General features: G+C 75.0%; 10 protein-coding genes. 7 read left to right on the plus strand and 3 right to left on the minus strand.

All coding sequences use genetic code 11. From position 1 onward, the window contains the following. Positions 1-70: 70 nt before the first annotated feature. A complete protein-coding gene (locus tag J116_RS22915) occupies positions 71-1,261 on the plus strand; it encodes an acyl-CoA dehydrogenase family protein (RefSeq protein ID WP_023589422.1) in 1,191 nt (396 codons plus the stop codon). Positions 1,262-1,318: 57 nt separating this feature from the next. On the opposite strand, the gene J116_RS22920 is transcribed toward J116_RS22915, so the two are convergent. After that, positions 1,319-1,753, minus strand: a complete 435-nt coding sequence (locus J116_RS22920; RefSeq protein ID WP_023589423.1) for a cell division protein SepF — start codon at positions 1,751-1,753, stop codon at positions 1,319-1,321. A 275-nt stretch (positions 1,754-2,028) separates the two neighbouring features. Here J116_RS22920 and J116_RS22925 point away from each other — a divergent pair, with 275 nt between their 5' ends. The 3 genes from J116_RS22925 to J116_RS22935 all read left to right on the plus strand — a co-directional run bounded on the left by J116_RS22925 (position 2,029) and on the right by J116_RS22935 (position 5,841). After that, a complete protein-coding gene (locus J116_RS22925) occupies positions 2,029-3,288 on the plus strand; it encodes a DUF5685 family protein (protein WP_023589424.1) in 1,260 nt (419 codons plus the stop codon). A 168-nt stretch (positions 3,289-3,456) separates the two neighbouring features. Next, complete coding sequence (locus J116_RS22930) at positions 3,457-4,407, plus strand: S1 family peptidase (RefSeq protein WP_023589425.1); 951 nt, start codon at positions 3,457-3,459, stop codon at positions 4,405-4,407. Positions 4,408-4,752: 345 nt separating this feature from the next. Continuing rightward, positions 4,753-5,841 (plus strand): S1 family peptidase, encoded by a 1,089-nt coding sequence (locus J116_RS22935; RefSeq protein WP_037948201.1) that lies wholly within the window; start codon positions 4,753-4,755, stop codon positions 5,839-5,841. A gap of 209 nt (positions 5,842-6,050) precedes the next feature. On the opposite strand, the gene J116_RS22940 is transcribed toward J116_RS22935, so the two are convergent. After that, positions 6,051-7,109 (minus strand): YhgE/Pip domain-containing protein, encoded by a 1,059-nt coding sequence (locus J116_RS22940; RefSeq protein ID WP_023589427.1) that lies wholly within the window; start codon positions 7,107-7,109, stop codon positions 6,051-6,053. Positions 7,110-7,321: 212 nt separating this feature from the next. On the opposite strand from J116_RS22940, the gene J116_RS22945 reads away from it, so the two are divergent. The 3 genes from J116_RS22945 to J116_RS22955 all read left to right on the plus strand — a co-directional run bounded on the left by J116_RS22945 (position 7,322) and on the right by J116_RS22955 (position 12,922). Then, positions 7,322-10,876 carry a DNA polymerase III subunit alpha gene (locus tag J116_RS22945; RefSeq protein WP_023589428.1) on the plus strand — a complete coding sequence of 1,185 codons (3,555 nt, stop codon included), beginning with the start codon at positions 7,322-7,324 and terminating at the stop codon, positions 10,874-10,876. Then, positions 10,873-11,847: a DNA polymerase Y family protein gene (locus J116_RS22950; protein WP_023589429.1), complete on the plus strand. Its 975-nt coding sequence runs from the start codon at positions 10,873-10,875 to the stop codon at positions 11,845-11,847. The genes J116_RS22945 and J116_RS22950 overlap by 4 nt, the downstream gene beginning before the upstream one ends. 190 nt (positions 11,848-12,037) lie before the next feature. After that, entirely contained in the window at positions 12,038-12,922 is an 885-nt protein-coding gene (locus tag J116_RS22955) for an esterase/lipase family protein (protein ID WP_023589430.1), read from the plus strand. A 104-nt stretch (positions 12,923-13,026) separates the two neighbouring features. On the opposite strand, the gene J116_RS22960 is transcribed toward J116_RS22955, so the two are convergent. Beyond that, positions 13,027-14,058, minus strand: coding sequence for a lytic polysaccharide monooxygenase auxiliary activity family 9 protein (locus J116_RS22960; RefSeq protein ID WP_023589431.1), 1,032 nt, complete (start codon positions 14,056-14,058; stop codon positions 13,027-13,029). Between the last annotated feature and the right edge of the window lie 156 nt (positions 14,059-14,214).

Here is a 14,214-nt window from a genome sequence, read left to right on the forward strand (position 1 = left end):
TCACGCCCTGTTGACGATCAACGCCAGTTCCGCCCGTCGTTTCCTGGTGAGCCAGCCGCCGGAGGCCCCTATGCCCGCACTCTCGAAGCTCCCGCCGTTCGACCCGGCCGACCCGCTCGGCCTCGACGACCTGCTCGAACCCGAGGACCTCGCCGTCCGCGACACGGTGCGCGGCTGGGCCGCCGAGCGGGTGCTGCCGCACATCGCGGAGTGGTACGAGAAGGGCGAGCTGCCCGTCATCCGCGAGCTGGCCCGGGAGCTGGGCGCGATCGGCGCGCTCGGCATGTCCCTGGAGGGGTACGGCTGCGCCGGGGCGAGCGCCGTCCAGTACGGGCTGGCCTGCCTGGAGCTGGAGGCCGCGGACTCCGGCATCCGCTCCCTGGTCTCCGTGCAGGGCTCCCTCGCCATGTACGCGATCTGGAAGTACGGCTCCGAGGAGCAGAAGCAGCGGTGGCTGCCCTCCATGGCGGCGGGCGAGACGATCGGCTGCTTCGGCCTGACCGAGCCGGACCACGGCTCCGACCCGGCCGCCCTGCGCACGTACGCCAAGCGCGACGGCACGGACTGGGTGCTCAACGGGCGCAAGATGTGGATCACCAACGGCTCGGTCGCCGGGGTCGCCGTCGTCTGGGCGCAGACCGACGAGGGGATGCGCGGCTTCGCCGTGCCGACCGGCACGCCGGGCTTCTCCGCGCCGGAGATCCGCCACAAGTGGTCGCTGCGCGCCAGCGTGACCAGCGAGCTGGTGATGGACGACGTGCGGCTGCCCGCCGACGCGGTGCTGCCGGGCGTGACGGGTCTGAAGGGGCCGCTCAGCTGTCTGTCGCACGCCCGGTACGGGATCGTGTGGGGCGCCATGGGCGCGGCGCGCGCCTCGTTCGAGACGGCCCTCGAATACGCGCGGACGCGGGAGCAGTTCGGGCGGCCCATCGGTGGTTTCCAGCTCACCCAGGCCAAGCTCGCCGACATGGCGGTGGAGCTGCACAAGGGCATCCTGCTCGCCCATCATCTGGGGCGGCGGATGGACGCGGGGCGGCTGCGGGCCGAGCAGGTCAGCTTCGGCAAGCTGAACAACGTACGGGAGGCGATCGAGATCTGCCGCACGGCCCGGACGATCCTCGGCGCCAACGGGATCTCCCTGGAGTACCCCGTGATGCGGCACGCCACGAACCTGGAGTCGGTGCTCACCTACGAGGGCACCGTCGAGATGCACCAGCTGGTGCTGGGCAAGGCGCTCACCGGTCTCGACGCCTTCCGGTGAGCGGCCTCGCCGGGCCTGGCTCCGGCCGAACGGGGCCCGGCCCCGGTCGGACCGGTCCTAGCTCTGGTTGAAGAAGCCGTCGTGGTCGCGGCCCCCCGGTTCCCCGGTGACGATCTGCGTGTCCGCGGGCGTCAGCAGGAAGACCCGGGTGGCCACCCGCTCGATGGAGCCGCGCAGGCCGAAGGTCAGGCCGGCCGCGAAGTCGACCACGCGCTTGGCGTCGTCGGGCTCCATGGCGGTGAGGTTCATGATGACCGGAACGCCGTCCCGGAACAGCTCGCCGATCGTGCGGGCGTCGCGGAAGCCGTCCGGCGACACCGTGGCGATCCGGCGGCCCTCCTCCCGGGCGCTCTCGGAGGCGACCCGCACCCGGGGGTCGGTCACCCAGGCGTCGCCGTTCTCGGCAGTCTCGGCGTACTCGTCGTCGTAGTAGCGCTCGTCGTTGTCCTCGACGAGTCCCAGCCAGGCACTCGCCTTGCGCACCGATCCCATGGACGCCTCCTTTCAACGTGGTCACGTGTGGTTCCGCACCCCTATGGTCGTCCATGATGCGGATCGCGCGCCAAGTGGATAGCCGCCGAGCGAGCGTTTCGTGACGCTACTGGTGCAGAAGATATGGCGATCTGTCAGGGTTCTTGCTGCGTAACGGCCTTCTTCTACCCCAAATATGAAATTCACACCGGATGGGCGCGTCGCGGCGCGTACGGGTGAACGGATACCCCGGATACGATGCCCGCCGCGGATGGTTTCAGGTCACGGGGGAGCGCATGTTCGGAATCGTCAGGCCCTGTTCGCACCGGCTCGCGGACGGGCTCAAGGCGGAGTGGATGGCGCATTTGTGCGGCCTCTGCCTCGCCCTGCGCGCCGACCACGGACAGTTCGCCCGGATCGCCACCAACTACGACGGCCTGATCGTCTCGGTGTTGACGGAGGCTCAGACCGAGCGCGCCGCCGCTGCCCGGCGCACCGCGGGCCCCTGTCCGCTGCGCGCCATGCGCACCGCCCCCGTCACGCGCGGCGAGGGCGCCCGGCTGGCCGCCGCCGTCTCGCTGGTGCTGGCCTCCGCGAGGGTACGGGACCACGTCACCGACCGGGACGGGCTGCTGGCCCGCAGGCCGGTCGCCGCCGCGGCCCGCCGGGTCGCGCACCGCTGGGACGCCGCGGGCGCCCGCGCGGGACGGGCACTCGGGTTCGACACGGCGGTCCTGCTCGACGCGGTTGACCGGCAGGCGGGCATCGAGGCGCTGGCCGGGCCCGGTACGCCCCTGCTGACGGTGACCGAGCCGACCGAGACGGCCACCGCCGCCGCGTTCGCCCACACCGCGGTCCTCGCCGGGCGGCCCGGGAACGCCGCGCCCCTCGCGGAGGCCGGGCGGCTGTTCGGGCGCCTCGCCCATCTGCTGGACGCCGTCGAGGACCTGGACGCCGACACCGAGGCGGGCGCCTGGAACCCGCTGGCCGCGACGGGCACGTCCCTCGCTCAGGCGCGGCGCCTCGCCGACGACGCCGTGCACGGCATACGCCTCGCGCTGCGGGACGCCGAGTTCGTGGACGACCGGCTGCTGCACCGGCTCCTCGCGCACGAGCTGCGGCGCTCGGTGGACCGCGCGTTCGCCACGACGAGCTGCGCGCACCAGGGGTACGGCGGGGCCGGTGGGCATCAGGCTCCGCACGGTGACCCGTACCAGGGCGGTGCGCGGGTCCCCGGCCCGTACGGCTCGCCGAACCCGTACGGGGGCGGGCCCGGCGGGCAGGGACCGTACGGCGGCGGGCACGGGGGTCACGGGGGCGGCCATGGCGGCGGGTCCGGGGGGCCGGGCTCCGGGGGCGAGGGGCCCCGGCAGAAGCCGCCGCGCGGGCTGCTCGCCGGGTGCGCCGTCTTCACCGGCCTCTTCTGCACCTGCCAGATCTGCTGCGCCAAGGAGTACGAGGGCCCCTGGTCCCGGAAGAAGCGCGAGGGCTGCTGCCGCGACTGCGACTGCGGGAACTGCGGCTGCGACTGCTGCTGCCCCTGCGACGGCTGCTGACGCCGTACGGCCCACGCGTTCCTCGCGTCAGCCCCCTTGTGCCGTGAGCCTGACGCCTCAATACTCCCCAGCAGCGCTCGCCGGGCCATCCCCGGCCGCGCCTCACGGGCCCCCGCCGCCCCCACCCCCCACGGCAGGGCCCCCGATTCCCCTCGGGAGGAACGCGAAGTGAGGATCAGGCGCACCACCCCCCGCACCACCTCTTCCGGCACCCTCGGCACCCCCGGCACCGGCTCCGCCGGACGGCGCCGACTGCTCGCCGCCGCCGCCGGACTGGCGGCCGCCGCCGCGCTCACCGTCCCCGCCACCACCGCCAGCGCCGCCGACGCCCCGGCCGCCGCGGCGGCCACCGCCGAACAGCTGGACGCCGCCGGTGAGGCGGTGCTCGCCGCCGACGTCGCCGGTACCGCCTGGCACGTCGATCCGGCGACCCGCACCCTCGTCGTGACCGCCGACTCGACCGTGTCCCGCGCCGGGATCGCCGAGATCAAGCGCGCGGCCGGGGCGCACACGGCCGCCGTCCGCGTCGAGCGGACCTCCGGCAAGCTGTCCCGCTACCTCGACGGCGGCGACGCCGTCCACGCCGACGCCGGCTGGCGCTGCTCGGCCGGTTTCAACGTCGTCCGCGACGGCGTGTACTACTTCCTCACCGCCGGGCACTGCACGGACGGTGCCGGTACCTGGTACGCCAACTCAGGGCGGAGCACGGTCATCGGGCCCACGGCCGGGTCCAGCTTCCCGGGCAACGACTACGGCCTGGTGCGGTACGACAACCCGTCCCTGGCCCACCCGGGCACGGCCGGCGGCACCGACATCACCGGGGCGGCCGACGCCACCATCGGCATGTCCGTCACCCGTACCGGCTCCACCACCGGCACCCACCGGGGCACGGTCACCGGGCTGAACGCCACCGTCAACTACGGCGGCGGCGACATCGTGCGCGGCATGATCCGCACCGATGTGTGCGCCGAGCCCGGCGACAGCGGCGGGCCCCTGTACTCCGGCAGCCTCGCCATCGGGCTCACCTCCGGCGGCAGCGGCAACTGCCGCACCGGCGGGACGACCTTCTACCAGCCCGTCACCGAGGCCCTCAAGGCGTACCGGGTCAGCGTCTACTGACGGTCCCGCACGGCCTCACCCGCGCCCCCGTCCGGTCCTCCGGGCGGGGGCGTCTCCCTGTCCCGGCCCGGCGAGTACGCCCGTGCACCGGCTCTTCGGCCCACTCGATCCGGCCAGGTCCGGACCTTACGCCGTGTCCACCCGGCCATCGCGGTGGGTGTTCGCATCCGGAACCGACCAGTGGTGACCCCCGGTAGGCCGGAAAAGTCAGGAAGGGGCGCGGCGGTCGTGTCCCGGTCCGGAAGTCGGCCTTGTGCGCGGTCCGCCCGTGTCGGAATAGTGGGCGCCCCAACCTCCGTGCCAGGTACCCCACTTGCCTGGCACGGCCCCCACAGGAGGTCGATGTTGAATCACCGGCGCATACCCAGGAGGCACGCGGTCGTCGCGGGCGGAGCCGCGGTGGCGCTGCTGGGAGCCGCGGTCACCTTCCAGACTGCGAACGCCAGCGACGACGTGGCGCGGTTCGAGGCCAGGACCATGTCCGCCACCGCGGCCGGAAATCTCGCCTCCTCGCTCGGCAAGCGGCTGCACGACGCCGACACCGCCGGCGCGTACTACGACACGAAGAGCCGCACGCTCGTGGTGAACGTCGTGGACGAGAAGGCGGCCGAGACGGTCCGCCGGGCGGGCGGCCGGGCGCGGGTGGTCGAGCACTCCCTGGCCGAGCTGAAGTCGGCGCGCGAGACGCTGAAGGACCGGGCGACGATGCCCGGCACCTCCTGGGCCGTCGACCCGGTCACCAACAAGGTCGTCGTCACCGCCGACCGCACCGTCCAGGGCGCGTCCTGGGAGAAGCTCACCCAGGTCGTCGGCGGCCTCGGCGGCAAGGCGGAGCTGAAGCGGTCCGCCGGTACGTTCACGCCGTTCGTCGCGGGCGGCGACGCCATCACCAGCGGCGGCGGGCGCTGCTCCCTCGGCTTCAACGTCCTCAGGAACGGCCTGCCGCACTTCCTCACCGCCGGCCACTGCGGCCGGGCCGGGTCCGCCTGGGCAGCCCGGCAGGGGGGCGAGCCGTTCGGCACGATGGTCGACTCGCGGTTCCCCGGCAACGACTTCGCGCTGGTCAGGTACGACCGCGACGTCAGCCGTCCGAGCGCCGTCAACCTGTACGACGGCACCGTCCGGCGGATCACCCGCGCCGCCGACGCGGCCGTCGGCATGCGGGTGGTCCGCAGCGGCTCCACGACGCAGGTGAGCGACGGCCGCGTCACCGGTTTCGACGCGACCGTCAACTACGGCAACGGCCAGGTCGTCGAGGGGCTCATCCAGACCGATGTGTGCGCCGAGCCCGGCGACAGCGGTGGCTCCCTCTTCGCCGATGACGCCGCCATCGGCCTGACCTCCGGCGGCAGCGGCGACTGCGCGAACGGCGGTGTCACCTTCTTCCAGCCCGTCACGGAGGCGCTCGCCGCGTACGGCGCGCAGATCGGCTGACACCGGCAGGCCCCCGTCCGACGGTACGGCCGCGCCGCCGGTACGGCGTGTCTTCCGGCACGCCCCCGTCCAACGGTACGGCCGCCCGCTGGTACGGCCCCGCCCGTCGGCACGGCAGCCGTCGGCGGGCGGGGGAGCCCCCCGGGCCCGGTGCTTCCGGGGCCGGGGGGGGCTCGTGCGCGTACGCGGGGGCCGTGCCGCGGACGGGTCTACGCCTCGCCCGCCGGGGCCGGACGCTCCTCGCCGCCGCCCATGCCGGTGCCGGTGCCGGTGCCGTCGTCGCGGCGCAGCGACGAGACGACCAGGGTGACCACCGTCCCGGCGACCGCCCAGACGGACAGCACCTGGAGCGGACCCGAGACGGCGTTGCCCCGGAAGTACGCGATGGACCGCGCCGCCCAGGTGCCCGCGCCCGGCGGCAGTCCGGGCCCGATCGTCCGCCAGAAGTCCGGCAGCATCGGGCCGGGGAACGCGCCGCCCGCGCTCGGGTTCCCGGCGATCACGATCAGCAGCACGGCCAGGCCGATGCCGACGATGCCGGTGACCGCCTGGAGGGCCAGGGTGACCGCGCCGACCGAGAAGACGACCAGCGCGCCCAGGCCCCACAGGGCGGCGACGCTCCCGGGCAGCGCGCCCAGCACCGGGCCGACGATGACCGCGCCGCCCAGCCCGCCGAGCAGCGCGGAGAGCGCCAGGGCGGCGAGCCGGATGAGCGCCCGCCGGGTGTTGGCGGGCCGGGACCCGGCGCTGATCGCCAGGATCGACGCGAGCAGATAGCCGCCCACGCACCAGCCGACGACCAGGTAGAACGCGGACAGGCCGTTGAAGTCCCGGGCGGAGGCCGCGGCGACGTCCACCGTGCGGACCGTGCGCCGCTGGGGCTGTTCGACCTCGGCCGTGATCCGCTCCAGGGCGGTCGCCAGGGCCTTGCCGCCGCCGGAGGCGACCAGCAGCGTGTCGGTGGTGCCGCGCGGGTCGATCACCAGCGCGCCGTCGATCCTCCGGTCCAAGATCTGCCGCCGCGCCTCGGCCTCGTCGGACAGCACCCGCGGGTCGAGCGGGTCGCCGGGCAGCGCGGCGAGGCGGCCCGCCGCCTGCTCGGCGGCGGCACCCGGCGCGACCACCCCGAACGGCACGTCCCGCGGCCTCGGGTCGTGCAGGGCACCCACGTAGGACGCGATGAACAGCAGCTGGAGCGCCAGCACGCCGATGACCAGCAGGGCGGCCCTGGGAGTGACGGCGCTGCGCACCTCGGAGGCGAACGTCATGCCCCCACGCTCCGTTCGGGCCGGTGTTTCCGCAGGTGGGGCGGGTCCGAATGGCTGAGGCCCGGCCATCGCGGGGCCGCCCTGGAGTGCGCGTCGGGCGGCTTCCCGAGTGCGCCGCGGGCCCCGGGGGAACGGAATCGTACAACTATTCGAACGTGGTCTATGGTGGTGCGAGGGGGTGGTGAGGGCCGGAACGACTTCAGGAGGTGCGGATGCCACAGTTCACGCATCTGCGCACCGTCTCCGGCTTCTCCCTGCGCTACGGGGCCTCGCACCCGGAGGCGCTCGCCGCCCGCGCCGCCGAGCGCGGCATGGACGCCGTCGCCCTCACCGACCGCGACACCGTCGCCGGGGCCGTCCGCTTCGCCCGCGCGTGTGCGAAGGAGGGCGTACGCCCCCTGTTCGGCGCCGACCTGGCGATCGGCGACCGCGCCGCGCCTTCGCCCGCCGCGCCCACCGAACGGCGCCGCGCCCCCGTGCGCGGCGGCGCCTTCGTGGACGAGTCCGCGCCCCGCGCCGTCTTCCTGGCCCGCTCCAGGCAGGGCTGGGCCGAGCTGTGCCGCATGATCACCGCCGCCCACGCCGCCACCGGGACCTCGGCCGCCACCGCGACCGGCGCGCCCGTCCTGCTGCCCTGGGCCGACAACCACGGCGACGACCTGACCGTCCTGCTCGGCCCCGACTCCGATGTGGGCCGCGCCCTGTCCGCGGGCCGCCCCGACCGCGCCGCCCGGCTCCTCGCCCCCTGGCGCGAGGTGTACGGCGACGCGCTGCGCCTGGAGGTCGTCCACCACGGCCGCACCGGCACCGGTCCCGGCTCGCTCCGGCAGGCCGCCCGCACCCTGGGCTTCGCCGCCGACCAGCGTGTACGCCCCGTGCTGAGCAACGCCGTGCGGTACGCCGACCCCGGCCAGGGCCCGGTCGCGGACGTGCTGGACGCCGCCCGGCGCCTCGTCCCCGTGGACCCGCGCCGGGGCCTGGACGGTGGGGAGCGCTGGCTGAAGGACCCCGCCGCCATGGCCGCCGTGGCCGAGCGCGTCGCGGAGGCCGCCGGGCTGCGCCGCGACGCCGCGCACCGGCTGCTCGCCCTCACCGAGGAGACCGCCGCCGCGTGCCTGGTCGACCCCGAGGATGACCTCGGCATCGGCACGGTCCACTTCCCCGAACCCCACCTGGTGGGCGCGGACCGCCGCACCGCCGAGCGGGTGCTGCGCTCCCGCTGCGCCGCCGGGATGGTGCTGCGCGGCCACGACCGGAAGCGGGCGTACTGGAACCGCCTGGAGGAGGAGCTGCGCACCATCGAGCGGCTCGGCTTCGCCACGTACTTCCTCACCGTCGCCCAGGTCGTGGACGACGTGCGGGACATGGGCATCCGGGTCGCCGCGCGCGGCTCGGGCGCCGGGTCGCTCGTCAACCACCTGCTGGGCATCGCCCACGCCGACCCGGTCGAACAGGACCTGCTGATGGAGCGGTTCCTGTCGGTGCGGCGGCCCGCGCTGCCCGACATCGACATCGACGTGGAGTCCGCCCGCCGCCTGGAGGTCTACCGGGCGATCCTCGACCGCTTCGGTCCCGAGCGGGTCGCCGCCGTCGCCATGCCCGAGACCTACCGCGTCCGCCACGCCGTACGGGACGTGGGCGCCGCCCTGTCCATGGACCCCGCCGACATCGACCGGATCGCCAAGGCCTTCCCGCACATCCGCGCCCGCGACGCCCGCGCCGCCCTGGACGAACTGCCCGAACTGCGCGCCCTGGCTGGGGAGAGGGAGCGGTACGGCAGGCTGTGGGAGCTGGTCGAGGCGCTGGACGCGCTGCCGCGCGGCGTCGCCATGCACCCGTGCGGGGTGCTGCTCTCCGACGCCTCGCTGCTCTCCCGCACCCCCGTGGTCCCCACCAGCGGCGAGGGCTTCCCCATGGCCCAGTTCGACAAGGACGACGTGGAGGAGCTGGGCCTGCTCAAGCTGGACGTGCTCGGAGTGCGGATGCAGTCCGCGATGGCGCACGCCGTCTCCGAGATCGCCCGCGCCACCGGCGAGGAGGTCGACCTCGACGACCCGCGCCAGGTGCGGCCCGGCGACCCCGCGACGTACCGGCTCATCCGGTCCGCCGAGACGCTCGGCTGCTTCCAGATCGAGTCGCCGGGCCAGCGCGACCTGGTGGGCAGGCTCCAGCCGGCCACCTTCCACGACCTGGTCGTGGACATCTCCCTGTTCCGGCCGGGCCCGGTCGCCGCCGACATGGTGCGCCCGTTCATCGAGGCCCGGCACGGCCGCGCGCCCGTCCGCTACCCGCACCCGGACCTGGAGGAGGCGCTGGCGGAGACGTACGGGGTGGTCGTCTTCCACGAGCAGGTCATCAAGATCCTGGACATCATGACCGGCTGCGGCAGGGGCGAGGCCGACGCGGTGCGGCGCGGGCTGTCCGACCCCGAGTCGCAGGGCCGCATCAAGGTGTGGTTCGCGCGCCGGGCGAAGGAGCGGGGGTACGCGGACGACGTGGTCGCGCGCACCTGGGAGATCGTGGAGGCGTTCGGCTCGTACGGCTTCTGCAAGGCGCACGCCGTGGCGTTCGCCGTGCCCACCTACCAGTCGGCGTGGCTCAAGGCCCACCACCCGGCCGCCTTCTACGCCGGGCTGCTCACCCACGACCCCGGCATGTACCCGAAGCGGCTGCTGCTGGCGGACGCGCGGCGGCGGGGCGTGCCGGTGCTGCCGCTGGATGTGAACAAGTCCGGCGCCGCCCACCGTATCGAACTGGTGTCTGGTTCCATGTCAGGTGGTGCGTCCGGTTCGCCCGGTACATGGGGATTGCGGCTGGCGCTCTCCGATGTGCACGGCATCAGCGAGGCGGAGGCCGCCCGCATCGAGGCCGGCCAGCCGTACGCCTCCCTGCTCGACTTCTGGGAGCGTGCCCGCCCCAGCCGTCCCGTCGCGGAACGGCTCGCCCAGGTCGGCGGGCTCGACGCGTTCGGCGGCAACCGGCGCGACCTGCTGCTCCACCTCGCCGAACTGCACCGCGCCCAGCGGGGCACCGGCTCGTACGGCGACCAGCTCCCGCTCGCCGGTGGCCGCAGGTCCGCGCCCGTCGGGCTGCCCGACCTGACCGACGCCGAACGGCTCAGCGCCGAACTGGGCGTCCTCGCCATGGACGCCTCCCGCAACCTGATGACCGACCACCAGACGTTCCTGGACGAGCTGGGCGTCGTCACCGCCCAGCGGCTGCGCACCGCCCGGCACGGCCAGACCGTGCTGGTCGCCGGGGCCAAGGCGGCCACCCAGACCCCGCCGATCCGCTCCGGCAAGCGCGTCATCTTCACCACCCTCGACGACGGCACCGGCCTGGTCGACCTGGCGTTCTTCGACGACAGCCACGAGCGGTGCGCCCACACGGTGTTCCACTCCTGGCTGCTGCTGGTGCGCGGCACCGTCCAGCGGCGCGGCCCGCGCAGCGTCAGCGTCGTCGGCTCGGCCGCCTGGAACCTCGCGGAGCTGGTCGAACTGCGCCGCGACGGCGGGCTCGACGCGGTCGCCGCGCGCCTCGCGGAACCCCCGCCCGCACCGCCCGCCGAGGCCGCCGACGGGGCCGTACCCGCCGGTGCGCGGGCCGCCGGTGCCGCCGACGCGCCGCCGTCCGGCACCGACCGCCGCATCACCCTGCCCACCGGGTACGAGATGCACCCCTGGGCCGATCTGCGCCCCGCCGGGGAGGGCGCCGCCACACCGCCCGCGCGCAAGCTGTGGCACCAGAGCCAGGGGAGCGCGGGATGACGAACGACGCCACGATCCTCTGCGTACGCTTCCGGCTCGCCCCCGTGTACGAGGCGCTGCTGCCGCAACTCCTCGCCATGCTCGGCGAGTTCACGCCCGTCGTGCAGGCCGAGCCGCCGGACGGCGCCCTCGCCGACCTGCGCGGCGCCGTACGGTACTTCGGCCGCGGCCCCGCCGAACTGGCTGCCGTGATCCGCGTCCGGGCGCTCGCCCTGTACGGCGTGGACTGCGTCATCGGCGCCGGCCCCAACCCGATGCTCGCCCGCATGGCCGCGCGGCGCGCCGCACCCGGCACCACCCTCGTCGTCACCGACCCGGCGGGCTTCCTGCGCGACCGGCCGGTGGCCGCCCTCGACGGCGTCGGCCCGTCCACCGCCCGCGCCCTGTGCGCGTACGGACTCGACACGGTCGGCCGGGTCGCGGACGCCCCGCTCGCCGTGCTCCAGCGCATCACGGGCGCCCGCGCCGGGCGGGACCTGTGGGAGAGGGCGCACGGCGTCGACCGCTCGCGGGTAGCGCCCAACGCCGCCGCCCGCTCCACCGCGACCGAGCGGTCCTTCCCGCGCGACGAGACCGACCGCGACCGGCACCGCCGCGCCCTGCTCTCCGCCGCCCAGGAGCTGGGCGCCCGCATGCGCGCGGAGGCACAGGTCTGCCGCACCCTCACCCTCACCGTGCGGTACGCCGACCGCTCCACCACCACCCGCACCCGCACCCTGCGCGAACCGACCGCGCACTCCGCCGAGCTGACCTCCGCCGCGTACGCCCTGTACGACGCCCTCGCGCTCCAGCGCGCCCGGGTGCGCGGCATCGCCCTGCGCGCCGAGGGCCTGACCCCCGCCGAACAGGCCGCCCACCAGCTGTCCCTGGACCCGGCCGACGAGAAGGCGCGGCGCCTCGAAGCGGTCGCGGACCGCGCCCGCGCCCGGTTCGGCCCCGGCGCGATCATCCCCGGCTCCCTCGCCGCGTAGCCGCGCGCACAACGTCTCCGGGCCGCCCCCGGGAGTTTTTACCGACGCGTAACTTCCCTCTTGAGGCCGCCCCTACGTAACTTGGCCGAAGCGCGGCCCCCACGCCGCGCACCATCCCCCCCATCAGTGGTCCGGGCCGCTGGGGCGTACCGCCGTCGCCCTTTTCCTCGAGCCGCCAGGAGACCGCCTGATGCTGCCCCCGCGCCCGCCCGCCGCTCTGCGGCGTGCCCTGCGAGCCCTGACCGCCGTCCTTCTCCTCACAGCCGCCGCCGTCCTCGCCCCGGCCGGCACCGCCCGGGCCGCCACCACCGTGACCCACGCGGGGTGGAACGACTACTCCTGCAAGCCGTCCGCCGCCCACCCGCGCCCCGTCGTCCTCGTCCACGGCACGCTCGGCAACTCCGTGGACAACTGGCTGGGACTCGCCCCCTATCTGGTGCGGCGCGGCTACTGCGTCTTCTCCCTCGACTACGGGCAGCTGCCCGGCGTGCCGTTCTTCCACGGCCTCGGCCCCGTCGCGAAGTCCGCCGAGCAGCTCGACGCGTACGTCGACCGGGTCCTCGACGCGACCGGCGCCCCCGAGGCGGACCTCGTCGGCCACTCGCAGGGCGGCATGATGCCCCGTCACTACCTGAAGTTCCTCGGTGGCGCCGAGAAGGTGAACGCCCTCGTCGGCATCGCGCCCTCCAACCACGGCACGACCCTGTTCGGCCTCACCCGGCTCCTGCCGTACTTTCCCGGCGCCGCCGACCTGATCAGCGAGAAGACCCCGGCCCTCGCCGACCAGATCGCGGGCTCGCCGTTCCTCCAGAGGCTCAACGAGGGCGGCGACACCGTGCCGGGCGTCCGCTACACCGTCATCGCCACGAAGTACGACGAGGTGGTCACCCCGTACCGCTCCTCGTTCCTCGACGGGCCGAACGTCCGGAACGTGCTGCTCCAGGACCTGTGCCCGCTCGACCTCTCGGAGCATCTGGCGATCGGGCTGTTCGACCGGATCGCGTTCCACGAGGTCGCGAACGCGCTCGACCCCGCCCGGGCGACGCCCACCACCTGCGCGTCGGTCCTGGGCTGACGCGCAGGACCGACGCACGACCGGGGCCGCTCGGGTCCGGGGCTGGGCCCTGAGCCGCCCGGGCCCGAGCGGCGCCCGGGCCCGAGCGGCGTACCGGCGCGGTGTCAGGAGGCCCGGCGGCGCGCCGCGCGGAACAGGAGCGCCGCGCCCCCGCCGAGGACGGCGACCCCGGTGGCGGCGAGGTACAAGGTGGTGCCGTCGCCGCCGGTCGCCGCGAGGTTCGGCGCGGCCGGGGCGGCGCTCGCCCCGGTGCCCGCCCCGGTGCCGGGTGCCGGGCTCGAAGCCGCGCCGGCCAGCGGGGAGGGCCCGGCCCCGGCGCCCGGAGCGCCGCCGTCCGGGGCGGCCGGGGGCGTACCGTGCCCGTCGTCGTGGCCGCCGTCCCCGTGGCCGTCGTCGGGCCCGTCGCCGCCGTGGCCGGCGTGGTCGACGGTCGACTTGGCCGCGTCCTTCGCGATCTGCTGCTCGCTCGGCGCCGACGCGGCCGGGCCGCCCGTACCCGCGCCGCCGCCGAACACCACGTCGGAGCAGGTGTAGAACGCCTCGGGGGAGTCGGACCGCTGCCACACGGAGTAGATCAGATGGCGGCCGGACCGGGCCGGGACGGTGCCGTCGAACACGTACGAGCCGTTCACCAGCTTAGGGTCGGTGACCTTCGCGAACGGCTTGTCCTCCAGGTCCGCCCAGGTCAGCGGCTTCGCCGGGTCGTAGCCCGGCTTCGTGACGTACAGCTCGAACGTCCCGCGGTGCGGCGCCGTCGCCCGGTACCGGAAGGTGTGCGGGCCCGCGGTCATCGTGCTCGCCGGCCAGTCGGCGCGCGGCAGGTCGAGGCCCTTGTACTTGTCGCGGCCGGCGCCGCACAGCCTGCCGTCCGGGATGACCGACCGGTGCCGTCCCGCGGCGTCCGGGATGTTGACCTCGTTCCAGTCGTAGAACGCCTGGGTCCCGCTCGCGGCGACCGCCGCACGGCAGGCCGCCGAGTCGGGGCTCTCCGGACCCTCGGCGTGGCAGGCCGAGACGCGGCTGACGGGGTCGGTCATCGAGCCGTGCGCGGCGGCGGGCGAGGCGGTGGCACCGGCCAGGGCGAGCGGGACGACGGCGAGGGCGACGGCGGTGGCCGCGGTACGCGGAGTACTCACGGGTGGTTCTCCTTCGGGGACGGACGAGGTGGGGGCTGCCGGGCCCGGCGCGCAGCACGCTAGCCCCTCACAGCGGGGAAATCCCCTGCTCACGGCGGTGAACGGTGATCCTTAGGCTCCGCTTAAGGCGCTGTTGAGCGTCCCCTCGGAAAGCTC

It is taken from the genome of Streptomyces thermolilacinus SPC6 (genome assembly GCF_000478605.2).
In the GTDB taxonomy this organism is placed as follows: domain Bacteria; phylum Actinomycetota; class Actinomycetes; order Streptomycetales; family Streptomycetaceae; genus Streptomyces; species Streptomyces thermolilacinus.

Bases quoted from the DNA above. Each gene is read 5' to 3' on its own strand.
- J116_RS22920 (WP_023589423.1), bottom strand. From the start codon at position 1,753: ATGGGATCGGTGCGCAAGGCGAGTGCCTGGCTGGGACTCGTCGAGGAC.
- J116_RS22955 (WP_023589430.1), top strand. From the start codon at position 12,038: ATGCTGCCCCCGCGCCCGCCCGCCGCTCTGCGGCGTGCCCTGCGAGCC.
- J116_RS22940 (WP_023589427.1), bottom strand. From the start codon at position 7,109: ATGACGTTCGCCTCCGAGGTGCGCAGCGCCGTCACTCCCAGGGCCGCC.
- J116_RS22950 (WP_023589429.1), top strand. From the start codon at position 10,873: ATGACGAACGACGCCACGATCCTCTGCGTACGCTTCCGGCTCGCCCCC.
- J116_RS22915 (WP_023589422.1), top strand. From the start codon at position 71: ATGCCCGCACTCTCGAAGCTCCCGCCGTTCGACCCGGCCGACCCGCTC.
- J116_RS22945 (WP_023589428.1), top strand. From the start codon at position 7,322: ATGCCACAGTTCACGCATCTGCGCACCGTCTCCGGCTTCTCCCTGCGC.
- J116_RS22925 (WP_023589424.1), top strand. From the start codon at position 2,029: ATGTTCGGAATCGTCAGGCCCTGTTCGCACCGGCTCGCGGACGGGCTC.